Here is a 21,812-nt window from a genome sequence, read left to right on the forward strand (position 1 = left end):
GTAAAATGCCGCGCTTTCTCCCCATGGGGCGCGTGCCAGGCGCAGCGACCCTCGATGATCCGCTTCTTGAGGACCTGAGATGACCCGTATCGGAACTCCATTGTCGCCAACCGCGACCCGCGTATTGCTGTGTGGCTGTGGCGAGTTGGGCAAGGAAGTGGTGATCGAGCTGCAACGGCTGGGTGTTGAAGTGATTGCCGTGGACCGCTACGCCAATGCGCCTGCCATGCAGGTTGCCCATCGCAGCCATGTGATCAACATGCTCGACGGCGCTGCCCTGCGTGCGGTAATCGAAGCCGAAAAGCCGCATTTCATCGTGCCGGAAATCGAAGCCATTGCCACCGCGACCCTCGTGGAACTGGAAGCCGAAGGCTTCACCGTGATCCCGACTGCTCGCGCCGCGCAGTTGACCATGAACCGTGAAGGCATCCGTCGCCTGGCCGCTGAAGAGCTGGACCTGCCGACCTCGCCGTACCACTTCGCCGACTCCTTCGAGGATTACAGCAAGGCCGTTCAGGACCTGGGCTTCCCGTGCGTGGTCAAGCCCGTGATGAGTTCCTCGGGTAAAGGCCAGAGCCTGCTGCGTAGCATCGATGACGTGCAGAAAGCCTGGGATTACGCTCAAGAAGGCGGCCGTGCCGGTAAAGGCCGCGTGATCATCGAAGGCTTTATCGACTTCGACTACGAAATCACCCTGTTGACCGTGCGTCACGTTGGTGGCACTACGTTCTGCGCGCCAGTCGGCCACCGTCAGGAGAAGGGCGACTATCAGGAATCCTGGCAGCCACAAGCCATGAGCCCGATTGCCCTGGCCGAATCCGAGCGCGTTGCCAAAGCCGTCACTGAAGCCTTGGGTGGCCGAGGTCTGTTTGGTGTTGAGCTGTTCATCAAAGGCGATCAAGTCTGGTTCAGCGAAGTCTCGCCGCGTCCACATGACACCGGTCTGGTGACGTTGATTTCCCAGGACCTGTCGCAGTTCGCGCTGCACGCACGGGCGATTCTGGGCCTGCCGATTCCATTGATCCGTCAGTTCGGTCCATCGGCTTCGGCGGTGATTCTGGTGGAAGGGCAGTCGACTCAGACGGCTTTCGCCAATCTTGGTGCTGCGTTGAGCGAGCCGGATACGGCATTGCGTCTGTTCGGCAAGCCTGAGGTCAATGGTCAGCGTCGGATGGGTGTGGCGTTGGCGCGTGATGAGTCGATTGACGCTGCTCGCGCTAAAGCGACCCGCGCTTCCCAGGCTGTTGTTGTAGAGCTGTAACCGAGTCGCGCCATTCGCGAGCAAGCCCGCTCCCACATTGGAACGCATTCTTTCTGTTAGAACGCGATCCCCTGTGGGAGCGGGCTTGCTCGCGAAGTTTTTGCTTTTTCTTCAGGCCACCCGATTCAGATCGTTATCGCGCGTTTCCTTCAGGCACAGCACGGCAATCAAGCTCAGCACCGCCGCCCCCGACACATACCCGCCGACATAACTCAAGCCACCCATCGCCACCAGCTTCTGTGCGAAGAACGGCGCCGCCGAGGCTCCGACAATGCCGCCCAGGTTGTAGGCCGCCGACGCACCGGTATAACGCACGTGGGTTGGAAACAACTCCGGCAGCAGCGCGCCCATCGGCGCAAACGTTACGCCCATCAGAAACAGCTCGATGCACAGGAACAGCGCCACGCCCCAGGTCGAACCTTGGGTCAGCAGCGGCTCCATCAGGAAGCCGGACAGAATCGCCAGCATACCGCCGATGATCAGCACCGGTTTACGCCCGTAACGATCGCTGGCCCAAGCCGACAGCGGCGTAGCGGCGGCCATGAACAGCACGGCGAAGCACAGCAGCGCGAGGAAGGTTTCGCGGGTGTAGCCGAGCGTCGTTACGCCATAACTCAGCGAAAACACCGTCGAGATATAGAACAGCGCGTAGCACACCACCATCGCCCCGGCACCCAGCAACATCGGCGCCCAGTATTGGCTGAACAGCTCGACCAACGGGATCTTTACCCGCTCCTGGCGAGCCATTGCGTTGGCAAACACCGGGGTTTCGTGAAGCTTGAGGCGCACGTACAGACCGACCATCACCAGCGCGGCACTGAGCAGGAACGGAATCCGCCAGCCCCACGAGCGGAACTGCTCGTCGTTCAGGGTCATTGCCAGCGTAAGAAACAGGCCGTTGGCCGCGAGGAAGCCGATCGAGGGGCCAAGCTGCGGGAACATGCCGAACCAGGCGCGTTTGCCCTTCGGCGCATTCTCCGTCGCCAGCAGCGCCGCGCCGCCCCATTCACCGCCGAGTCCCAGGCCTTGGCCGAAGCGCAGCACGCAGAGCAGGATCGGCGCCCAGGCCCCAATGCTGTCGTAACCCGGGAGCACGCCGATCAGTGTGGTGCACACGCCCATCAGCAGCAGCGAGGCAACCAGTGTCGATTTGCGCCCGATACGGTCACCGAAGTGGCCGAAAAGCGCCGATCCCAGCGGTCGAGCCAGGAAGGCGATGCCGAAGGTGAGAAACGCCGACAGCATCTGGGCCGTGCCGGAGGTTTGCGGAAAGAACACCGGACCGATCACCAGTGCAGCGGCAGTGGCATAGACGTAGAAGTCGTAGAACTCGATGGCGGTGCCGATGAAACTCGCGGTCGCCACGCGGGTGGCGGAGTTCGTCGGATGCGCAGGCGCGGTGTCGTTATAAGTCGTGCTGGTCGTCATGCGGTTATCCCTGACAGTCATGTGCCCCAGTGGAGCGAATTATTATGGTCGAACACCCAGGGATGTGGGAGTGAGGCGCGGCCGCTGTTCAAGGTAGGAACAGTCGTCGGTGTGGTGCGGATATTGCCGATGGTCTGGCCGGAACCTGCTGCGTGCGGGGTAAGCACGTGGTGCGGCGGGGCTTGGGTAAGCGGCTCGATTATAGGAAGGCAGCTATCGATCGAACAAGGGCATAGTTTTGAAAAAGATCGCAGCCTCGCTTCGCTCGACAGCTCCTACAAGTTGTCGAGCGAAGCGAGGCTGCGATCTTTTAACTGTCTAACGGATAGAAGCAATCGCAGGCGTCGAACTGGTATGCCAGATCAACACCCGAGTAACGCGATTCTCCTCGGTCTCCAGAATCTCCAGCCGATAACGCCCGATCTTCAGGCATACCGCACTGTCCGGAATCGTTTCCAGCGCCTCGGTCACCAACCCGTTGAGGGTTTTCGGACCGTCGCTCGGCAAGTGCCAGCCCAGGCTCTTGTTCAGTTCGCGAATCGACGCCGCCCCTTCGATCACCAGGCGGCCATCGGCCTGTGGATGGATGTGCGGGTTGTCCAGGCTGTGCTGGCTTTCGAACTCGCCGACGATTTCTTCGAGAATGTCTTCCAGAGTCACGACACCGAGCACTTCGCCATACTCGTCGACCACCATGCCCAGGCGTCGCTGTTGTTTGTGGAAATTCAACAGCTGCAGTTGCAGCGGGGTGCTTTCCGGCACGAAGTAGGGGTCGTGACAGGCTGCCAGCAGTGCCTCTCGGGTCAGGCTGGCGTCGGACAGCAGATGGCGGATCTGCCGGGTATTGAGTACCGCCTCGACCTGATTGATGTCGCTGTGGAAAACCGGCAAGCGCGTGCGTTTATTGGCGCGAAGCTGCTCGATGATTTCCTCGAGGGAGTCGTCCAGGTTGACCCCGTCGACGTCACTGCGTGGCACCAGAATGTCGTTGACCGTGATGTTGTCCAGCGCATGGATGCCTGACAGCGGGTGTGGGCGGCAGACGGCGTGTTCGTGATCGTCGTGCCGATCGTTCGGGGCCTCGTCTTCGCTCTGCTGCACCACGTTGACTTTGCGGGCGAACGGTCGCATCAGCAGCTGGCTTATGCCATTGAGCAACCAGGCGGCGGGATAGATGATTTTCAGTGGTGCGCCAAGCAAGGTGTTGCCCAGGGCCAGGACGGCGTCCGGATAACGGACGGCGAGGGTACGCGGCAGGTAGTCGGCGAACACCAGAAGCACGGCGCCAGCCCCCAGGCAGGCCACCCATGGACCGTTTTCCGCCCAAGTGAAAATCGCCAGCAAGGTGCTGATGACCACGACCAGTGCGCGGCACAGGGTGTTGCAAAAGATCAGGCTATTGAGCGAAAAGCTCAGCTTTGCCACCGGTTTGTCGCTCGAACGCGAAGCGGTTCGCTGGGCGAGCAAGTGCTGTTGCGCAGCTTCGATGGCGGTAAACAGCCCCGACCATAAAATCAGCAGGGCCACTACCGCGAGCATCGGCCCTATGGGCAAGTCGTCCATTAATGCCGCCCGTCAGATATGCAGGATGTATTCACGAACCAGCTTACTGCCGAAATACGCCAGCATCAGCAAGCAGAAACCGGCGAGGGTCCAGCGAATGGCCTTGTGTCCGCGCCAGCCGAGGCGGTTACGGCCCCAGAGCAGCACGCTGAAGACGATCCAGGCGATGCACGCCAGCAAGGTTTTGTGCACCAGGTGCTGGGCGAACAGGTTGTCGACGAACAGCCAGCCGGAGATCAGCGACAGCGACAGCAGGGTCCAGCCGGCCCAGAGGAAACCGAACAGCAGGCTTTCCATGGTTTGCAGCGGCGGGAAGTTCTTGATCAGGCCCGACGGGTGTTTGTGCTTGAGCTGATGGTCTTGAACCAGCAGCAGCAACGCCTGGAACACCGCAATAGTGAACATGCCGTAGGCGAGGATCGACAGCAGGATGTGGGCGAGAATGCCCGGTTCTTCGTCGATGATCTGCACGGTGCCGGCGGGGGCGAACTGTGCGAGCAGCACGGTGGCGGCACCGAGCGGGAACAGCAATATAAGCAGGTTTTCCACCGGGATCCGCGAGCAGGCCAGCAGGGTCAGGGCAATCACCGCGGCGGCAATCAGGCTGGCGGCGCTGAAAAAATCCAGGCCCAGGCCAATCGGTGTCAGCAGGTGGGTGAACAGGCTGGCGCTATGAGCCAGCACGGCGAGCACGCCGAGCGTGACCAGCAGGCGTTTGTTCGCCTTGGCACCGGTGGCCAGACGAGTGCCCTGATAGAGGGTCGCAGCGGCATATAAGCAGGCGGCGGCGAGGGTAGCTAGCAAACTGGGTGACAAGGGGAGCATAAATCCTGTTAGGCAAGCCCGAAAGGCGCTGAGTTTGGCATAGAACCCCCGCAGCACGAAAGACCATGCAACCTGACGATGAGGTGTCCGCCAGACGCAGTCTTCGCTATAATCCGCGACCTGCCCACGCCGCAGGCTCGCCGAGCACATGTTTATTCCGGTCTGGGCCGCCATTATCCCGGTCTACACAGGGCCTGAAAGGATCGCGCAATGTTTGAAAACTTAACCGACCGTCTCTCGCAGACGCTGCGCCATGTCACCGGCAAGGCCAAGCTGACCGAAGACAACATCAAAGACACCCTGCGCGAAGTGCGCATGGCGTTGCTCGAAGCTGACGTCGCCTTGCCGGTCGTCAAGGACTTCGTCAATTCGGTCAAGGAACGCGCCGTCGGCACCGAGGTGTCGCGCAGCCTGACGCCGGGCCAGGCCTTCGTGAAGATCGTCCAGGCCGAACTCGAAAGCCTGATGGGCGCGGCCAACGAAGACTTGAACCTGAGCGCCGTTCCTCCGGCCGTCGTGCTGATGGCCGGTTTGCAGGGCGCGGGTAAAACCACCACCGCCGGCAAACTCGCGCGCTTCCTCAAAGAGCGCAAGAAGAAGTCGGTCATGGTCGTGTCTGCGGACGTTTACCGTCCGGCAGCGATCAAGCAGCTGGAAATGCTCGCGGGTGAAGTCGGCGTTACCTTCTTCCCGTCCGACCTGAGCCAGAAGCCGGTCGACATCGCGCAAGCAGCTATTAAAGAAGCAAAACTGAAATTCATCGACGTGGTCATCGTCGATACCGCCGGTCGCCTGCACATCGATGAAGAGATGATGGGCGAGATCAAGGCTCTGCATGCCGCGATCAACCCAGTCGAAACGCTGTTCGTGGTTGACGCCATGACCGGTCAGGACGCTGCCAACACGGCCAAGGCCTTCGGCGACGCGCTGCCGCTGACCGGTGTGATCCTGACCAAGGTCGACGGCGATGCCCGTGGCGGTGCCGCGCTGTCGGTTCGCGCCATCACCGGCAAGCCGATCAAGTTCATCGGTATGGGCGAGAAGAGCGACGCGCTTGAACCGTTCCACCCGGAGCGTATTGCTTCGCGCATCCTTGGTATGGGCGACGTACTCAGCCTGATCGAGCAGGCCGAGCAGACCCTCGACAAGGACAAGGCCGACAAACTGGCCAAGAAGCTGAAGAAGGGCAAGGGCTTCGACCTCGAAGACTTCCGCGATCAGCTGCAACAGATGAAAAACATGGGCGGCCTCGGCGGCCTCATGGATAAACTGCCAAACATGCCCGGTATGAACCTGGCGCAGATGGGCAACGCCCAAGGCGCGGCAGAGAAACAATTCAAGCAGATGGAAGCCATCATCAATTCCATGACCCCGGCCGAGCGCCGCGACCCTGAGATGATCAGCGGTTCGCGCAAACGCCGGATCGCCATGGGTTCCGGCACTCAGGTGCAGGACATCGGCCGCTTGATCAAGCAGCACAAGCAGATGCAGAAGATGATGAAGAAGTTCTCCGCGAAAGGCGGAATGGCCAAAATGATGCGCGGCATGGGCGGTATGTTGCCCGGCGGCGGCATGCCGAGAATGTAAAGAATTCACGCAAGGGCTTGCCCTTGCACCTCTCACACGGAAGTGGGATCTCCAGCAAACCCGCGCTTGGCGGGAGCTGACTGGCCGTTTTCAACGACGGCTCTATAGCAAATCTTGATGGCGACTGAAAGGCCGCCGGAAAAAGTCATTTGCAAAAGTCCGGATATTCCTTAGAATATGCGGCCTTTCGGGCACCTATGCCCGCTGTGCCTTTAGATTTGCAGCACCGACTACAGGAACGATGTTCACATGCTAACAATCCGTCTTGCCCTTGGCGGCTCCAAAAAGCGCCCGTTTTACCACTTGACCGTAACCGACAGCCGCAACCCGCGCGACGGTTCGCACAAAGAACAGGTTGGTTTCTTCAACCCTGTTGCTCGTGGTCAAGAAGTCCGTCTGTCCGTGAACCAAGAGCGCGTAGCCTACTGGCTGAGCGTTGGTGCACAACCATCTGAGCGTGTTGCTCAGTTGTTGAAGGACGCGGCTAAGGCTGCGGCCTGAGCAATATGAACGCGACGCCAGCTGTTGCTGATGATTTGATCGTTATCGGCAAAATTTATTCGGTTCATGGCGTTCGCGGCGAAGTGAAGGTGTATTCCTTTACTGATCCGACTGAAAACCTGTTGCAGTACAAAACCTGGACGCTCAAGCGCGAAGGTAATGTGAAACAGGTTGAGCTGGTCAGCGGACGTGGGAACGACAAGTTCCTGGTCGCAAAGCTCAAGGGTCTTGATGATCGTGAAGAAGCGCGTCTTCTGGCCGGTTATGAGATCTGCGTGCCGCGCAACCTGTTCCCTGAATTGACCGACGGCGAGTACTACTGGTACCAGCTGGAAGGTCTGAAGGTCATTGATCAACTCGGGCAATTGCTTGGGAAAATCGATCATCTTCTGGAAACCGGCGCCAATGATGTAATGGTGGTCAAGCCTTGCGCTGGCAGCCTGGATGATCGCGAACGCCTGTTGCCCTATACGGAGCAATGCGTGTTGGCCGTCGACCTTGCCGCAGGCGAGATGAAGGTGGAATGGGATGCGGACTTCTAAGCGTGGCTAACTTGCGCGTAGAAGTGATCAGTTTGTTTCCCGAGATGTTCTCCGCCATCAGCGAGTACGGCATCACCAGTCGTGCGGTGAAACAGGGGCTCTTGCAGCTCACCTGTTGGAATCCGCGAGACTACACGACGGATCGACATCACACTGTGGACGATCGCCCATTTGGCGGTGGTCCGGGCATGGTGATGAAGATCAAGCCCCTGGAAGATGCGTTGGTTCAGGCCAAGGCAGCAGCCGGGGAGGCGGCGAAGGTAATTTACCTGTCCCCCCAAGGCCGTCAACTGACTCAGTCGGCGGTACGCGAGTTGGCGAATCTGGATGCATTGATCCTGATTGCCGGCCGCTATGAAGGCATTGACGAGCGTTTTATAGAGGCTCATGTCGATGAAGAGTGGTCGATTGGTGACTATGTACTGTCTGGCGGCGAGCTGCCGGCGATGGTCCTGATCGATGCGGTTACACGACTGCTGCCTGGAGCTTTAGGGCATGCGGACTCCGCCGAGGAAGATTCCTTTACGGATGGTTTGCTGGATTGCCCGCACTACACCCGACCGGAGGTGTATGCGGATCAGCGTGTTCCCGACGTGTTGCTAAGTGGCAATCACGCGCATATCCGGCGTTGGCGTTTACAGCAGTCCCTTGGTAGGACCTTTGAACGACGCGCCGATCTTCTGGAAAGCCGCTCGCTTTCTGGAGAAGAGAAGAAGCTGCTCGAGGAATACATCCGCGAGCGGGACGATAGTTAACAACGTATCGATGGTAGATCCGACGATTTACCTTAGGAGCACAGCATGACTAACAAAATCATCCTTGCACTCGAAGCAGAGCAGATGACCAAAGAGATCCCTACCTTTGCCCCGGGCGACACCATTGTCGTTCAGGTGAAAGTGAAGGAAGGCGACCGTTCGCGTCTGCAAGCGTTCGAAGGTGTTGTTATCGCCAAGCGTAACCGCGGCGTAAACAGTGCTTTCACCGTTCGTAAAATCTCCAACGGTGTTGGCGTAGAGCGTACTTTCCAGACCTACAGCCCGCAAATCGACAGCATGGCCGTTAAACGTCGCGGTGACGTACGTAAAGCCAAGCTGTACTACCTGCGTGACCTGTCCGGTAAAGCAGCTCGCATCAAGGAAAAACTGGCTTAAGTCCAGCTTCCGATGCAGAAAAAAGCAGCCTACGGGCTGCTTTTTTGTTGCCTGCGATTTATCTTCCCTGGCCGTACTGTCGGTCTTGCCTGAGCCTTTATGCCCGCCATCGATCATCCACTGATAGACCAATTCCTCGACGCTCTGTGGCTGGAGAAAGGTCTTTCCGATAACACCCGCGATGCCTATCGCAGCGACTTGGCCCTGTTCAACGGCTGGCTGCAGGAAAAAGGGCTGGAGTTGATCAATGCCGGCCGCGAATTGATCCTCGATCACTTGGCCTGGCGTCTGGAGCAAAACTACAAACCCCGCTCGACGGCGCGATTTCTCTCCGGCGTGCGTGGCTTCTATCGCTATTTGCTGCGGGAAAAGCTGATTGCCGTCGATCCGACCTTGCGTGTCGACATGCCGCAGCTGGGTAGGCCATTGCCTAAGTCCTTGTCGGAAGCGGATGTGGAGGCCTTGTTAAAAGCACCTGACCTGAGCGAAGCCATCGGCCAACGCGACCGCGCCATGCTCGAAGTGCTTTATGCCTGTGGCTTGCGTGTGACGGAGCTGATCAGCCTGACGCTGGAGCAGGTCAATCTGCGCCAAGGTGTGCTGCGAGTGATGGGCAAGGGCAGCAAGGAGCGGCTGGTGCCGATGGGCGAGGAGGCGATTGTCTGGGTCGAGCGTTACCTGCGCGATGGCCGCCAGGAGCTGCTCGGCGGGCGTCCCAGCGATGTCATGTTCCCCAGCCAGCGCGGCGAGCAGATGACTCGGCAGACCTTCTGGCATCGCATCAAGCACCAGGCCAAGGTTGCCGGGATCGGCAAGTCGCTCTCGCCGCACACCTTGCGCCATGCCTTCGCCACGCACTTGCTCAACCATGGCGCGGACTTGCGGGTGGTGCAAATGCTGCTCGGCCACAGCGATCTGTCGACCACGCAGATCTACACCCACGTCGCCCGCGCCCGTTTGCAGGACCTGCACGCCAAACACCACCCGCGCGGATAAGCGCAGCTCCAGGAATGAAAATGCTGACCTGTGGCGAGGGGGCTTGCCCCCGTTCGGCTGCGCAGCAGTCGTCAAGTCTCACACCCCGGTCTATCTGGCTGCTTGAGATCGTCAAAATGGGGCTGCTTCGCAACCCAACGGGGCGGTGCGGCGTTCCGACAAGCCCCCTCGCCACGAGGGCCTTATGTGGTAGGCTTTGCCAGTTTGCACGATGGGCGTTTATGACCCGGTGTTTCGGCACGGGCGTTCTGATCGTCCCATTTGTCCGCCTTCAGGAGTTCTCATGCGTCTGACCCAGACTTTCGCCGCCGCAGCCATTGCGTTGGTCAGCACCTTTGCCGTCGCCGATGACGCGGCCGACAAAGCCATTCGTAAAAGCCTGGAAAACCTCCAGCTCGACGTGCCGGTAGAAACCATCACTGCCAGCCCGTTGCCAGGTCTGTACGAAGTCAAACTCAAGGGCAGTCGCGTACTCTATGCCAGTGCCGACGGCCAGTACGTCGTTCAGGGTTACCTGTTCCAGCTCAAGGACGGCAAACCGGTCAACCTGACCGAAAAGACCGAACGCCTGGGCATTTCCAAACTGATCAACGAAATTCCAGTGGCTGAAACCGTGGTCTACCCGGCGATCGGCGAAACCAAATCGCACATCACCGTGTTTACCGATACCACCTGCCCGTACTGCCACAAGCTGCACGCCGAAGTGCCTGAGCTGAACAAGCGCGGCATCGAAGTGCGTTACGTCGCATTCCCGCGTCAGGGCCTTGGCTCGCCGGGTGATGAACAGCTGCAAGCGGTCTGGTGCTCGAAAGACAAGAAAGCCGCGATGGACAAGATGGTCGACGGCAAGGAAATCAAGGCCGCCAAGTGCGATAACCCGGTTTCCAAGCAGTTCGCCCTCGGTCAGTCGATCGGCGTGAACGGTACACCGGCCATCGTTTTGGCCGACGGCCAAGTCATTCCGGGCTACCAGCCTGCGCCACAAGTCGCCAAACTGGCACTGGGCGCGAAGTAAATTCGCATCGTCACGGTCAGCCATTGACGATCATGGTTCGGCGGCAGCATTCGCCGGGCCATTAATAGAGAACCGCGAGCATGCGGTTGTTTTCACGGCCGGCCTTGAGTCGGCCGTTTTATGGGGAGTTCACAGTGAAACCGGTCAAAGTAGGCATCTGTGGGTTAGGGACCGTCGGTGGCGGTACCTTCAACGTACTTCAGCGTAACGCCGAGGAAATTGCTCGTCGTGCCGGGCGTGGAATCGAAGTGGCACAAATTGCCATGCGCACGCCAAAGCCTCAGTTCCAGACGACCGGTATTGCGATTACCAACGATGTCTTCGAAGTGGCCACGAACCCTGAGATCGACATCGTCATAGAGCTGATGGGCGGCTACACCGTTGCCCGCGAGCTGGTACTCAAAGCGATCGAGAACGGAAAGCATGTTGTGACCGCGAACAAGGCGTTGATCGCCGTTCACGGTAATGAAATTTTCGCCAAGGCCCGGGAGAAGGGCGTGATTGTTGCGTTCGAAGCCGCCGTGGCCGGTGGCATTCCGGTGATCAAGGCGATCCGTGAAGGCCTGTCGGCCAACCGCATCAACTGGGTCGCCGGCATCATCAACGGCACCGGTAACTTCATCCTCACCGAAATGCGTGAGAAGGGTCGCACCTTCGAAGACGTACTCGCCGAGGCGCAAGCCCTGGGTTACGCCGAGGCCGATCCGACCTTCGACGTTGAAGGCATCGACGCGGCCCACAAGCTGACGATCCTGGCGTCGATCGCGTTCGGCATTCCGCTGCAGTTCGACAAGGCCTACACCGAAGGCATCACCAAGCTGACCACCGCTGACGTGAACTACGCCGAAGCGCTGGGCTATCGCATCAAGCACCTGGGCGTGGCGCGCAGCACGGCGGCCGGTATCGAGTTGCGCGTGCACCCGACGCTGATTCCTGCCGATCGCCTGATCGCCAACGTCAACGGCGTGATGAACGCGGTGATGGTCAACGGTGATGCCGCGGGTTCGACCCTGTACTACGGCGCTGGCGCTGGTATGGAGCCGACCGCTTCGTCGGTGATCGCCGACCTGGTGGACGTGGTTCGCGCCATGACTTCCGACCCGGAAAACCGCGTACCGCACCTGGCCTTTCAGCCGGATTCGCTGTCGGCTCACCCGATCCTGCCGATCGAGGCCTGCGAAAGCTCCTATTACCTGCGCATCCAGGCCAAGGACCATCCGGGCGTGTTGGCGCAGGTGGCGAGCATCCTGTCGGAGCGCGGCATCAACATCGAATCGATCATGCAGAAGGAAGTCGAAGAACACGACGGCCTGGTGCCGATGATCCTGCTGACGCACCGTGTGCTGGAACAGCACATGAACGACGCGATCACCGCCCTGGAGGCCTTGGAAGGCGTGGTCGGCCCGGTCGTACGGATCCGCGTCGAGCACCTGAACTAAGCCGTTATCGTTCACCGGGCTCGCACGCGGGCCCGGCATTGCGAACACTGTCTATTGGAGCCAGTCATGCGTTATATCAGTACCCGCGGCCAGGCACCGGCCCTGAATTTCGAAGATGTCCTGCTGGCCGGTCTCGCCACCGACGGCGGTCTGTACGTCCCGGAAAACCTGCCACGTTTCACCCAGGAAGAAATCGCCTCCTGGGCCGGCCTGCCGTATCACGAGTTGGCCTTCCGGGTGATGCGCCCGTTCGTTGGCGGCAGCATCCCTGACGCCGATTTCAAAAAGATTCTGGAAGAGACCTACTCTTCTTCAGAGCACGGCGTGTTTTCCCACAACGCCGTGGCACCGCTGCGTCAGCTGAACGGCAACGAATGGGTGCTGGAGCTGTTCCACGGCCCGACTCTTGCGTTCAAAGACTTCGCTTTGCAGCTGCTGGGTCGTCTGCTTGACTACGTGCTGGAAAAACGCGGTGAGCGCGTAGTGATTGTCGGCGCCACCTCCGGCGACACCGGTTCGGCGGCCATCGAAGGCTGCAAGCACTGCGAAAACGTCGACATCTTCATCCTGCACCCGCACAACCGCGTGTCCGAAGTGCAGCGTCGCCAGATGACCACCATCTTCGGCGAGAACATCCATAACATCGCCATCGAAGGCAACTTCGATGATTGCCAGGAAATGGTCAAGGCCAGCTTCGCCGACCAGAGCTTCCTCAAAGGCACGCGTCTGGTGGCCGTGAACTCGATCAACTGGGCGCGAATCATGGCCCAGATCGTTTACTACTTCCACGCAGCCCTGCAGTTGGGCGGTCCGGCACGTTCGGTATCGTTCTCGGTGCCGACCGGCAACTTCGGCGACATCTTCGCCGGTTACCTGGCGCGCAACATGGGACTGCCGATCAACCAGTTGATCGTCGCCACCAACCGCAATGACATCCTGCACCGCTTCATGAGCGGCAATCAGTACGTCAAGGACACCCTGCACGCCACGCTGTCGCCGTCGATGGACATCATGGTGTCGTCGAACTTCGAACGCCTGCTGTTCGACCTGCACGGTCGCAACGGCGCAGCAATTGCCGGGCTGATGGACACCTTCAAGCAAGGTGGCGGTTTCAGCGTCGAAGAGGAGCGCTGGACCGAAGCTCGCAAGCTGTTCGATTCGCTGGCCGTGGATGACGCTCAAACCTGCGAAACCATTGCTGAAGTTTTTGAGCAAACCGGCGAACTGCTGGATCCGCACACCGCTATCGGCGTGAAGGCGGCGCGCGAGTGCCGTCGCAGCCTGGATATCCCGATGGTGATCCTCGGTACGGCGCATCCGGTCAAATTCCCGGACGCAGTGGAAAAAGCTGGCGTAGGAAAAGCGCTCGAACTACCTGCACATCTTTCTGATTTGTTTGAGCGAGATGAGCGCTGCACCGTGCTGCCAAATGATCTGAAAGCCGTGCAGGCCTTTGTCAGCAAGCATGGCAACCGCGGCAAGCCTTTGTAACCGATTAAAACTGTCACATTTTGAAGCCCGTCTCCTGACGGGCTTTCTCATTTCTGCGTGCCACACTTGTCGGGTTTTCGCCCCATGAAGGACGGGCGAGTTGATCACGAAGGAAGTGGCAATGCTGTTTTTCAGAGGGTTAAAACCAGCCGCGTGCTGGATGTTTTTTTTAGTCGGCGCCCTGGGCTTTGCTCAATGGGGGAGCGCGTCGCAATTGGCGGCGACCGATTCCAAAGGATCGGTTGCTGGCCTAAGGATCGAGCTGGATGCTCAAGAGTTGAAATGGATTGCCGAGCATTCAAAAGTCATCGTCGCATCGGTGCAATACCCGCTGTACCTGTTCAAGGATAAGCACGGCCAATGGAGCGGCTTGAACAATGATCTGCTCAACCGCATCAGCGTGATGACGGGATTGCAGTTTGTTCACGAAGAATCGTTTTCCACCGATCAGTTGCTCGGGCGACTGGAAAGTGGCGTAGCGGACATGAGCACGACGCTGGCGATGAATGACGAACGCAAGACGTTTCTGGATTTCAGTCATGCGTTCGGTGGCGCTGGCTGGGTGTTCGTTGGGCGGGCCGGGGCGCCAGAGGTGCAATCCCTGGAGCAGCTGTCGGGAAGGGTTCTGGTGTTGCCAACCCGGCATGCGCTGGAGGCCACGATTCGCCGCGACTATCCCGACATTGAGCTGCGCTCGGTTAAAACCTACGCGGAGGCCCGGGCGCTGGTCGAGAGCGGTGAGGCCTATGCCACCATCGAAAACGAAACCGGAGCACAACTCTATCCGTCCGGGCAGCTCAAGGTCGGGTATACGGTGGAGGGCAAATGGGAGGCGGACCACTTGGCCGTACGCAAAGGTCAGCCTCAGCTGTCGAGCATCCTCAACAAGGCGCTTGAGGCGCTTGATCCTGCCGAATTGCGCGCCATTCGCCTGAAATGGCTCAATGGGATTGCCCCGGTCAAGGTGTCCGGCGTCTGGCACCGACTCGCCGAGTGGGGCTGCTGGGGAATGGTAATCGTCAGTCTGTTCGGCCTGATGTCCCTGCTCTGGAACCGACGGCTCACGGTATTGATCCAGCAGCGCCTGGATGCCGAGAAAAGTCTGAGTGATCAGCTTGCCTTCCAGCATGCGTTGATGGACGCCATGCCCGATCCGATGTTTGTTCGTGATCTGGAGGGGCGTTTGATCATGTGCAACAAAAGTTATGAGGAGGGCTTGTCGACCCGTTTCGACCAGGTTCAGGGACGACAGCTGATTGAGCTGGACGTCTTGCCCAAAGAGACCGCTGAACTGCTGCATGCAGAGTTCATGGCCCAACTCGGTACGCGCAAGACGCGCTTCACTGAGCGTCAATTGATGTTCAACAACGGCGTCAGGCATGTCTATCAGTGGACGGTGCCTTTTTACGGTGCCGACGGACAATTGCGGGGCCTGCTGGGAGGATGGACCGATATTGGCAAGCGTAAGACGCAGGCGTGACGCGGCTGTTTTTTATCTGTCATCTTGGCCGTGCATGCTCTATTGACCCGCGGCGCAGGTTCACCAGCAATCGGTATCCAGAACTTTATTCTCGAGCCAGTGGTCATTTACTGTAGGCACGCCCCAGGCACTTTGTTTTCGGACTATTGAGTGGTGATCGAGATGGAAAGTATCAGTCTATTGCTCGGTGAAGCTCTGAGCCCGTATCAGGTAACGTTGACCCCGTCGGGGACCCATGGCGAATGCCTGGTGACACTTAAGAATGCGACCGGTGCGATCGTGGTCGAGCGGGCGTTCAATCAGGCCCAGTTGACCAGCAAACGTCTGTTGACGGATGTCGTCGACGGATTGCATCGCGACGTGCTGATCGCCGAAGGTCGGCTGGAGCCCTGCGTCATCGCGGCGTTACGTAATGCTGCTCAGGACAAGATCCTGGCCAACCGAAATTGAATTGTTTTTTGTGGGAACCTTCCTGCGCTTAGGTCAGTCAGACCATGTAACAGCAGGATCAAGCATTGTGCTCCGGTGCTTGTAGCTTGCTGTTACTGGTCTTTATATAGGCCACGTTTAACCCCGAGTCGTCTCCCCACTTCTCGGGGTTTCTTTTTGCCTGCGATTTGTCATTGCTCGGCCTGCTGCAGGAAAAATGCACGACTGGCTTCCAGGTAGTCGCTGCGACTTTCGGGGTCCAGCCAGGCGGCATATGCCTCGCTCAAGTCATCGTGGGGCAGGGTGCTTAGCAGTTGGTTGATCTCGATGATCGCCTGCCGGCCTTGGGGGGTGTCGGTACAGCCAATGTAACCGGACAGGTATTTGCCCGTGCCGCGAATCGGGTAGAACTGCAATTCATCCTCCGCGATCCCTTGCTGCTGGGCCTGGTAGCGGATCTCCGAGCGGTACCCCAACAGCATCCGCAAGCGCCCCAGGCGTTGCATTTGCAACAGGCTGCCCAAAGCGTCGTTGCCGTAGTGGAGGGTTAGTGAGTTGGCTGGTGCTTGTTTGATCAGCGCGTCGAGATATTCGCCGTAGTTGCGCTCGGCAATAATGCCCAGTTTCTCGCGGCCACTGGCCAGCAGGGCCGCCAGGTCCACTTCGCCGTCCTTGATAAAGGGCGCCAGCACCTCCCGGTCAACGCGGCGCACGGCCAGGCCATTACTCATGGCCCGAAAGACCGGGATGGAAAACGCGATCCAGCCATCGCGCTCCTTGCTCCAGTTCAGCGCTGCATCACACGTGAGGGATGGCTCGTGGAGCATTTGCAAGCCACGAGCGCGATTGACTCGCATCAGGGAGTGTTCATATTGCGGCATGCGGGCGATCAGCAGCGGTAACAGTTGATCGATGACGCCCTGGCCCTTTTTCGATCCTTCGAAAATCATCAGCGGTGGAAGGTCGCGCAACAGCCAGACCAGGGTTTCCTTCGGTTGCGCCAACGTTGGCTGAGCCTGGCCGGCGAGCAACAGGAAAAAGGCGAACGCGCACAATGCTCGTCCGTCGCGTGTCAGGCAGTGGTTGATGGGCCGCGCAAGCAGGCGCCTCAGCTTAGATGGCCCCGTCTTCACGCAGTTTTGCGATCTGTTCCTTGTCGTAACCAAGATCGTTGAGTACCTGCGCATTGTGTTCGCCCAACTGCGGCCCGACCCATTCCGAAGTGCCGGGTGTCTCTGATAGTTTCGGCACGATTCCCGGCATCTTGAAATCTTTGCCGTCCGGCAACTTGGCCTTCAGGAACATTTCCCGAGCCAGGTACTGCGGATCACTGAACATATCTTCAGCACTGAAGATCCGGCTGGCCGGTACGTCGGCCTGATTCAACTGCTCGATGATGGTGTCCAGCGGCAGCGAATTGACCCAGCGATCAATCACCCCATAAATCTCGTCGCGACGGCTATCGCGTCCGTCGTTGCTCGCCAATACAGGGTCATTGGCCAAGTCCTCGCGACCAATGATCAGCATGAAGCGTTTGAAGATCGCGTCGCCATTGGCGCCGATCTGCACATGTTTGCCGTCGGCACTGGTGTGGATCGAGGAGGGCGTGATGCCCGGCATGATGTTGCCGGTGCGCTCGCGGATGAAGCCGAACACGTCGAACTCGGGGACCATGCTTTCCATCATGGCGAAGATCGCTTCATACAGCGCCACATCCACGACTTGGCCGAGGCCACCGTTAACCTCGCGATGACGCAGGGCCATCAATGCGCCGATCACGCCCCAGAGCGCGGCAATCGAGTCACCAATGGAAATCCCGGTGCGCACCGGTGGTCTGTCTTCGAACCCGGTGATGTAACGCAGACCGCCCATGGATTCACCGACGGCACCAAAGCCTGGCTGATCCTTCATCGGTCCGGTCTGACCGAAACCCGAGAGACGCACCATCACCAGTTTCGGGTTCAGAGCGTGCAAGACGTCCCAGCCCAGACCGAGTTTTTCCAGCACGCCCGGGCGAAAATTCTCGATCAGAATGTCCGCTTCGCTGAGCAGTTTTTTCAGGATCGCCAGGCCCTCGGGGTGTTTGAGGTTCAGGGTCAGGGATTTTTTGTTGCGCGCCTGGACGAACCACCACAGCGAGGTGCCTTCATACAGTTTTCGCCATTTGCGCAACGGATCGCCGCCATCCGGGGACTCGATTTTGATCACCTCGGCACCGAACTCGCCGCAAATGCGCGAGGCAAACGGCCCGGCGATCAGCGTTCCCAATTCAATGACTTTCAGACCTGAGAGCGGTTTTCCGGTGAGCGGCATGCTGGATCCTGTAGGACAAAGGTTGAGCGGATACAGGGTTTTAACATAGCCGAACGTCAGACGACCAAGGTTGATCGCCTTCAATTCGTGGATTGCCTACCGCATCGGTTAGACTTGCCGCCTTTCCCCGTATCAAGAAGCCCGTTCATGGCCCAGCCGTCCACGACCTACAAGTTTGAACTGAACCTTACCGACCTCGATCGCAGCGTGTACGAGAGCGTGAAGCAGACCATCGCCCGCCACCCTTCGGAAACCGAAGAGCGCATGACCGTGCGGCTGCTGGCCTACGCCTTCTGGTACAACGAGCAGTTGTCGTTTGGTCGCGGTCTGTCAGACGTGGACGAACCTGCCCTGTGGGAAAAGAGCCTGGACGACCGTGTCCTGCACTGGATCGAAGTCGGCCAGCCAGACGCCGATCGCCTGACGTGGTGCTCGCGTCGCACCGAACGCACCAGCCTGCTGGCTTACGGCAGCCTGCGCGTCTGGGAGACCAAAGTGATCCCGGCGATCAAGAACCTGAAAAACGTGCACATCGCTGCTGTTCCGCAGGAAGTGTTGGAAACCCTGGCCAAAGACATGCCGCGGGTTATCAAGTGGGATGTGATGATCAGCGAAGGGACGATTTTCGTCACCGACGACCGTGGTCAGCACGAAGTCCAGTTGCAGTGGCTGAGCGGCGAACGCGGCTGATTACTCGCTGCTGGTCAGCGTTACCCGTTTTTATCCTACGTATTCAAGAGAAGCACCTGTCACCCCATGCGCATCGAACCTCGCCTGTTGCCCGACACCCTGCCATTCCTCGGTGATCTGCCGCCGCTGCTGACCCGTCTGTACGCGGCGCGGGGCGTGCTGTCGGAGGCTGAACTGGACAAGAGCCTGGCGCGGTTGATTCCGTACCAGCAACTCAAAGGCATCGATTCCGCGGTGGATTTGCTGGTGACGGCGCTGGAGCAGCGTCAGCGGATTCTGATCGTCGGTGACTTCGACGCCGATGGCGCGACGGCCAGCACCGTGGGCATGTTGGGCTTGCGCCTGCTGGGCGCGGCGCACGTCGACTATTTGGTGCCGAACCGATTCGAGTACGGCTACGGCCTGACGCCGGAAATCGTTGAAGTGGCGCTGACCCGTACACCAAAGTTGCTGATCACTGTGGACAACGGTATCTCCAGCGTTGAAGGCGTGGCGGCGGCGAAAAAGGCCGGGCTCCAGGTGCTGGTCACCGACCACCACTTGCCCGGTGACGAGTTGCCGTTGGCCGATGCCATCGTCAATCCCAACCAGCCAGGTTGCGACTTTCCGAGCAAGGCGCTGGCCGGCGTCGGGGTGATTTTCTATGTGCTGATGGCCCTGCGTGCGCGCTTGCGCAGCCTCGGTTGGTACGAGAGCAAGCCGCAGCCGAACATCGGCGAGTTGCTGGACCTTGTGGCCCTTGGCAGCGTCGCCGACGTGGTACCGCTGGATGCCAACAACCGGATTTTGGTGCACCAAGGCCTGGAACGGATTCGCGCCGGGCGTGCTCGACCGGGGATCAAGGCGATCCTCGAAGTCGCCAAACGTGACCACGCGCGCATCACCTCTACCGACCTGGGTTTCATTGTTGGCCCGCGTCTGAACGCGGCGGGACGTCTGGATGACATGAGCCTGGGCATCGAATGCCTGCTCACCGAAGACGCTGGTCTGGCGCGTGAAATGGCCGCTCAACTCGACGGCATGAACCAGGACCGAAAATCCATCGAGCAGGGCATGCAGCGTGAAGCGCTGGCTCAACTGAAGGATTTGCCGGTCGAGTCGATGCCGTTCGGCTTGTGCCTGTTCGATCCCGAGTGGCACCAGGGTGTCATCGGCATCCTCGCATCGCGTATGAAAGAACGCTATTTCCGTCCGACCATTGCCTTTGCCGATGCCGGCGATGGCTTGCTCAAGGGCTCGGGGCGTTCGGTTCAGGGTTTTCATATTCGCGACGCGCTGAGCGTGGTGGCCGCGCAGCATCCGAACCTGATCAGCAAGTACGGCGGCCATGCAATGGCCGCCGGCCTGACGCTGCCGGAAGCGAATTTTCCGTTGTTCGCCGAAGCCTTTGATGCGGAAGTGCGTAGGCAATTGCGCGAAGAAGACCTGACCGGGCGATTGCTGTCGGACGGCACGCTGGCGGTCGAGGAATTCCACCTGGAACTGGCCCGTGCCCTGCGCCATGCCGGTCCTTGGGGGCAGCATTTCCCGGAGCCGCTGTTCCACGGCGTGTTCCAGTTGGTCGAGCAGCGGGTGGTCGGTGAGCGACACCTCAAAGTGGTGCTGAAGAGTGAATGTGGTTCGGTAAAACTGGATGGCATTGCCTTCGGAATCGACCGCGACATCTGGCCGAATCCGACCATCAAGTGGGTGGAATTGGCCTACAAACTCGACCTCAACGAGTTCCGTGGCAACGAGACGGTGCAGTTGATGATTGCCCACATCGAACCGCGTTGAAGCGATCTTCTGGCACCCAATCCATCTGAACCCTCCCTCATCCCCCGATGTCGACTAGTCTCTAAGCACTGCTTGATTATCCTTGTGACGTCTTGTCGAATTTTTTGCCCGCGGGGGCGGGTGCTGCACCTTTTTCCTGTCACTCGTCGACTTTTCAAACAGAACCCTGGAGCCTGCCCACTGATTCGAGAGGTGCCCCATGAGTCTGCTGCTTGAACCCTATACCCTTCGCCAATTGACCCTCCTCAACCGCATTGCGGTGTCGCCGATGTGCCAGTACTCCAGCGTTGATGGACTGGCCAATGACTGGCACCTGGTCCACCTCGGCAGCCGCGCAGTCGGCGGGGCCGGCCTGGTGTTTACCGAAGCCACGGCGGTCACGGCCGACGGGCGCATCACCGCCGAGGACCTCGGTCTGTGGAACGATGAACAGATCGAACCGTTGCAACGCATCACGCGCTTCATTGCGGCACAAGGCGCTGTGGCCGGCATTCAGTTGGCTCACGCCGGGCGCAAGGCCAGCACCCATCGGCCGTGGATCGGTAAACATGGCAGCGTCAAACCCGAAGACGGTGGCTGGATCCCGGTGGGTCCATCGTCGATTGCTTTCGACCCGCAGCACACACATCCCAAGCCGCTTGATGAAAGCGAGATCGCTGAGGTCATTCAGGCCTTTGTCGCTTCGGCTCAGCGAGCACTGACCGCCGGTTTCAAAGTGGTGGAAATACACGCCGCCCACGGTTACCTGTTGCATCAGTTTCTTTCGCCCCTGAGCAATCAGCGGCGCGATCAATATGGTGGTTCGTTCGAGAATCGCATCCGGCTGGTGCTGCAAGTCACCGAAGCGGTGCGTGCGGTGTGGCCTGAAGAGCTACCGCTGTTCGTGCGGGTGTCGGCCACCGATTGGGTGGAAGACGGCTGGAACCCGGATGAAACCGTGGAGCTGGCGCGACGCCTCCACGCGTTGGGCGTAGACCTGATTGACGTCTCGTCGGGCGGTACGGCGGCCAACGCCGAGATTCCAACAGGTCCCGGTTATCAGACTCGCTTCGCTGAACGTGTGCGCAAAGAGTCAGGCATTGCCACCGGCACGGTAGGAATGATTACCGAGCCGGCGCAGGCCGAGCACATTCTGCGCACCTGCCAGGCCGACATCATCTTTCTCGCCCGTGAGCTGCTGCGTGATCCGTACTGGCCGCTGCATGCCGATGATGACCTGGGTGGACGCAAGGCCATCTGGCCGGCGCAGTATCAGCGGGCCACCCATCGTGAACAGCCGATTCATGAGTCGGATTTGCGCGACTGAGTGATGCAGTAAAACCAAA

General features: G+C 59.4%; 20 protein-coding genes. 15 read left to right on the forward strand and 5 right to left on the reverse strand.

What is annotated here, in order from left to right; all coding sequences use genetic code 11:
• Positions 1-79: 79 nt before the first annotated feature.
• Complete coding sequence (gene purT / locus ACSQ87_RS06340) at positions 80-1,261, forward strand: formate-dependent phosphoribosylglycinamide formyltransferase (protein ID WP_223429715.1); 1,182 nt, start codon at positions 80-82, stop codon at positions 1,259-1,261.
• A gap of 111 nt (positions 1,262-1,372) precedes the next feature.
• On the opposite strand, the gene ACSQ87_RS06345 is transcribed toward purT, so the two are convergent.
• The 3 genes from ACSQ87_RS06345 to ACSQ87_RS06355 all read right to left on the reverse strand — a co-directional run bounded on the left by ACSQ87_RS06345 (position 1,373) and on the right by ACSQ87_RS06355 (position 5,077).
• Positions 1,373-2,689: an MFS transporter gene (locus tag ACSQ87_RS06345; protein ID WP_436273556.1), complete on the reverse strand. Its 1,317-nt coding sequence runs from the start codon at positions 2,687-2,689 to the stop codon at positions 1,373-1,375.
• A 318-nt stretch (positions 2,690-3,007) separates the two neighbouring features.
• Entirely contained in the window at positions 3,008-4,252 is a 1,245-nt protein-coding gene (locus tag ACSQ87_RS06350) for a transporter associated domain-containing protein (RefSeq protein WP_223429717.1), read from the reverse strand.
• 12 nt (positions 4,253-4,264) lie between these two features.
• Positions 4,265-5,077, reverse strand: coding sequence for a cytochrome C assembly family protein (locus tag ACSQ87_RS06355; RefSeq protein ID WP_436273557.1), 813 nt, complete (start codon positions 5,075-5,077; stop codon positions 4,265-4,267).
• Between the two features lie 210 nt (positions 5,078-5,287).
• Between ACSQ87_RS06355 and ffh the strand changes: the two genes are divergently transcribed.
• The 11 genes from ffh to ACSQ87_RS06410 all read left to right on the forward strand — a co-directional run bounded on the left by ffh (position 5,288) and on the right by ACSQ87_RS06410 (position 15,729).
• Entirely contained in the window at positions 5,288-6,664 is a 1,377-nt protein-coding gene (gene ffh / locus ACSQ87_RS06360) for a signal recognition particle protein (protein WP_033056394.1), read from the forward strand.
• 249 nt (positions 6,665-6,913) lie between these two features.
• Entirely contained in the window at positions 6,914-7,165 is a 252-nt protein-coding gene (gene rpsP, locus ACSQ87_RS06365; protein ID WP_007944872.1) for a 30S ribosomal protein S16, read from the forward strand.
• A gap of 5 nt (positions 7,166-7,170) precedes the next feature.
• Complete coding sequence (rimM, locus tag ACSQ87_RS06370) at positions 7,171-7,707, forward strand: ribosome maturation factor RimM (RefSeq protein ID WP_008014731.1); 537 nt, start codon at positions 7,171-7,173, stop codon at positions 7,705-7,707.
• On the forward strand, positions 7,689-8,462 hold the full coding sequence (gene trmD / locus ACSQ87_RS06375) for a tRNA (guanosine(37)-N1)-methyltransferase TrmD (protein WP_154503229.1): 774 nt from the start codon (positions 7,689-7,691) through the stop codon (positions 8,460-8,462). Before rimM ends, trmD begins: the two co-directional genes overlap by 19 nt.
• Before the next feature lie 45 nt (positions 8,463-8,507).
• The gene (gene rplS, locus ACSQ87_RS06380) at positions 8,508-8,858 is read left to right on the forward strand and encodes a 50S ribosomal protein L19 (RefSeq protein WP_003175895.1); all 351 of its coding nucleotides are present in this window, start codon (positions 8,508-8,510) and stop codon (positions 8,856-8,858) included.
• 99 nt (positions 8,859-8,957) lie between these two features.
• The gene (gene xerD / locus ACSQ87_RS06385) at positions 8,958-9,854 is read left to right on the forward strand and encodes a site-specific tyrosine recombinase XerD (RefSeq protein WP_008151625.1); all 897 of its coding nucleotides are present in this window, start codon (positions 8,958-8,960) and stop codon (positions 9,852-9,854) included.
• A gap of 283 nt (positions 9,855-10,137) precedes the next feature.
• A complete protein-coding gene (locus tag ACSQ87_RS06390; RefSeq protein ID WP_436273558.1) occupies positions 10,138-10,869 on the forward strand; it encodes a DsbC family protein in 732 nt (243 codons plus the stop codon).
• Positions 10,870-11,003: 134 nt separating this feature from the next.
• The gene (locus tag ACSQ87_RS06395) at positions 11,004-12,308 is read left to right on the forward strand and encodes a homoserine dehydrogenase (protein ID WP_150654769.1); all 1,305 of its coding nucleotides are present in this window, start codon (positions 11,004-11,006) and stop codon (positions 12,306-12,308) included.
• 66 nt (positions 12,309-12,374) lie between these two features.
• Positions 12,375-13,799 carry a threonine synthase gene (thrC, locus tag ACSQ87_RS06400; protein WP_223429719.1) on the forward strand — a complete coding sequence of 475 codons (1,425 nt, stop codon included), beginning with the start codon at positions 12,375-12,377 and terminating at the stop codon, positions 13,797-13,799.
• 121 nt (positions 13,800-13,920) lie between these two features.
• The gene (locus ACSQ87_RS06405; RefSeq protein WP_223429720.1) at positions 13,921-15,279 is read left to right on the forward strand and encodes a transporter substrate-binding domain-containing protein; all 1,359 of its coding nucleotides are present in this window, start codon (positions 13,921-13,923) and stop codon (positions 15,277-15,279) included.
• 162 nt (positions 15,280-15,441) lie between these two features.
• Complete coding sequence (locus ACSQ87_RS06410; RefSeq protein ID WP_033056390.1) at positions 15,442-15,729, forward strand: DUF3509 domain-containing protein; 288 nt, start codon at positions 15,442-15,444, stop codon at positions 15,727-15,729.
• Between the two features lie 170 nt (positions 15,730-15,899).
• Here the strand turns inward: ACSQ87_RS06410 and ACSQ87_RS06415 are convergent, their stop codons facing one another.
• Both ACSQ87_RS06415 and ACSQ87_RS06420 read right to left on the reverse strand, forming a co-directional pair.
• A complete protein-coding gene (locus ACSQ87_RS06415) occupies positions 15,900-16,763 on the reverse strand; it encodes a TIGR02285 family protein (protein WP_436273559.1) in 864 nt (287 codons plus the stop codon).
• Between the two features lie 58 nt (positions 16,764-16,821).
• Positions 16,822-18,021 (reverse strand): CaiB/BaiF CoA transferase family protein, encoded by a 1,200-nt coding sequence (locus ACSQ87_RS06420; protein WP_223429722.1) that lies wholly within the window; start codon positions 18,019-18,021, stop codon positions 16,822-16,824.
• 147 nt (positions 18,022-18,168) lie between these two features.
• Between ACSQ87_RS06420 and ACSQ87_RS06425 the strand changes: the two genes are divergently transcribed.
• The 3 genes from ACSQ87_RS06425 to ACSQ87_RS06435 all read left to right on the forward strand — a co-directional run bounded on the left by ACSQ87_RS06425 (position 18,169) and on the right by ACSQ87_RS06435 (position 21,793).
• Positions 18,169-18,711: a YaeQ family protein gene (locus tag ACSQ87_RS06425; protein ID WP_007897614.1), complete on the forward strand. Its 543-nt coding sequence runs from the start codon at positions 18,169-18,171 to the stop codon at positions 18,709-18,711.
• Between the two features lie 66 nt (positions 18,712-18,777).
• Positions 18,778-20,487: a single-stranded-DNA-specific exonuclease RecJ gene (gene recJ / locus ACSQ87_RS06430; protein ID WP_436273560.1), complete on the forward strand. Its 1,710-nt coding sequence runs from the start codon at positions 18,778-18,780 to the stop codon at positions 20,485-20,487.
• 199 nt (positions 20,488-20,686) lie between these two features.
• Positions 20,687-21,793, forward strand: a complete 1,107-nt coding sequence (locus tag ACSQ87_RS06435; RefSeq protein ID WP_046048186.1) for an NADH:flavin oxidoreductase/NADH oxidase — start codon at positions 20,687-20,689, stop codon at positions 21,791-21,793.
• Positions 21,794-21,812 lie beyond the last annotated feature (19 nt).

This window comes from Pseudomonas sp. LjRoot277, from assembly GCF_964253845.1.
Classification (GTDB): domain Bacteria; phylum Pseudomonadota; class Gammaproteobacteria; order Pseudomonadales; family Pseudomonadaceae; genus Aquipseudomonas.

Bases quoted from the DNA above. Each gene is read 5' to 3' on its own strand.
- ACSQ87_RS06390 (WP_436273558.1), top strand. From the start codon at position 10,138: ATGCGTCTGACCCAGACTTTCGCCGCCGCAGCCATTGCGTTGGTCAGC.
- ACSQ87_RS06405 (WP_223429720.1), top strand. From the start codon at position 13,921: ATGCTGTTTTTCAGAGGGTTAAAACCAGCCGCGTGCTGGATGTTTTTT.
- ACSQ87_RS06420 (WP_223429722.1), bottom strand. From the start codon at position 18,021: ATGCCGCTCACCGGAAAACCGCTCTCAGGTCTGAAAGTCATTGAATTG.
- thrC (WP_223429719.1), top strand. From the start codon at position 12,375: ATGCGTTATATCAGTACCCGCGGCCAGGCACCGGCCCTGAATTTCGAA.
- rimM (WP_008014731.1), top strand. From the start codon at position 7,171: ATGAACGCGACGCCAGCTGTTGCTGATGATTTGATCGTTATCGGCAAA.
- ACSQ87_RS06350 (WP_223429717.1), bottom strand. From the start codon at position 4,252: ATGGACGACTTGCCCATAGGGCCGATGCTCGCGGTAGTGGCCCTGCTG.
- ACSQ87_RS06435 (WP_046048186.1), top strand. From the start codon at position 20,687: ATGAGTCTGCTGCTTGAACCCTATACCCTTCGCCAATTGACCCTCCTC.
- ACSQ87_RS06355 (WP_436273557.1), bottom strand. From the start codon at position 5,077: ATGCTCCCCTTGTCACCCAGTTTGCTAGCTACCCTCGCCGCCGCCTGC.
- ffh (WP_033056394.1), top strand. From the start codon at position 5,288: ATGTTTGAAAACTTAACCGACCGTCTCTCGCAGACGCTGCGCCATGTC.
- ACSQ87_RS06345 (WP_436273556.1), bottom strand. From the start codon at position 2,689: ATGACGACCAGCACGACTTATAACGACACCGCGCCTGCGCATCCGACG.
- recJ (WP_436273560.1), top strand. From the start codon at position 18,778: ATGCGCATCGAACCTCGCCTGTTGCCCGACACCCTGCCATTCCTCGGT.
- purT (WP_223429715.1), top strand. From the start codon at position 80: ATGACCCGTATCGGAACTCCATTGTCGCCAACCGCGACCCGCGTATTG.
- rplS (WP_003175895.1), top strand. From the start codon at position 8,508: ATGACTAACAAAATCATCCTTGCACTCGAAGCAGAGCAGATGACCAAA.
- ACSQ87_RS06410 (WP_033056390.1), top strand. From the start codon at position 15,442: ATGGAAAGTATCAGTCTATTGCTCGGTGAAGCTCTGAGCCCGTATCAG.
- xerD (WP_008151625.1), top strand. From the start codon at position 8,958: ATGCCCGCCATCGATCATCCACTGATAGACCAATTCCTCGACGCTCTG.
- ACSQ87_RS06425 (WP_007897614.1), top strand. From the start codon at position 18,169: ATGGCCCAGCCGTCCACGACCTACAAGTTTGAACTGAACCTTACCGAC.
- rpsP (WP_007944872.1), top strand. From the start codon at position 6,914: ATGCTAACAATCCGTCTTGCCCTTGGCGGCTCCAAAAAGCGCCCGTTT.
- trmD (WP_154503229.1), top strand. From the start codon at position 7,689: ATGGGATGCGGACTTCTAAGCGTGGCTAACTTGCGCGTAGAAGTGATC.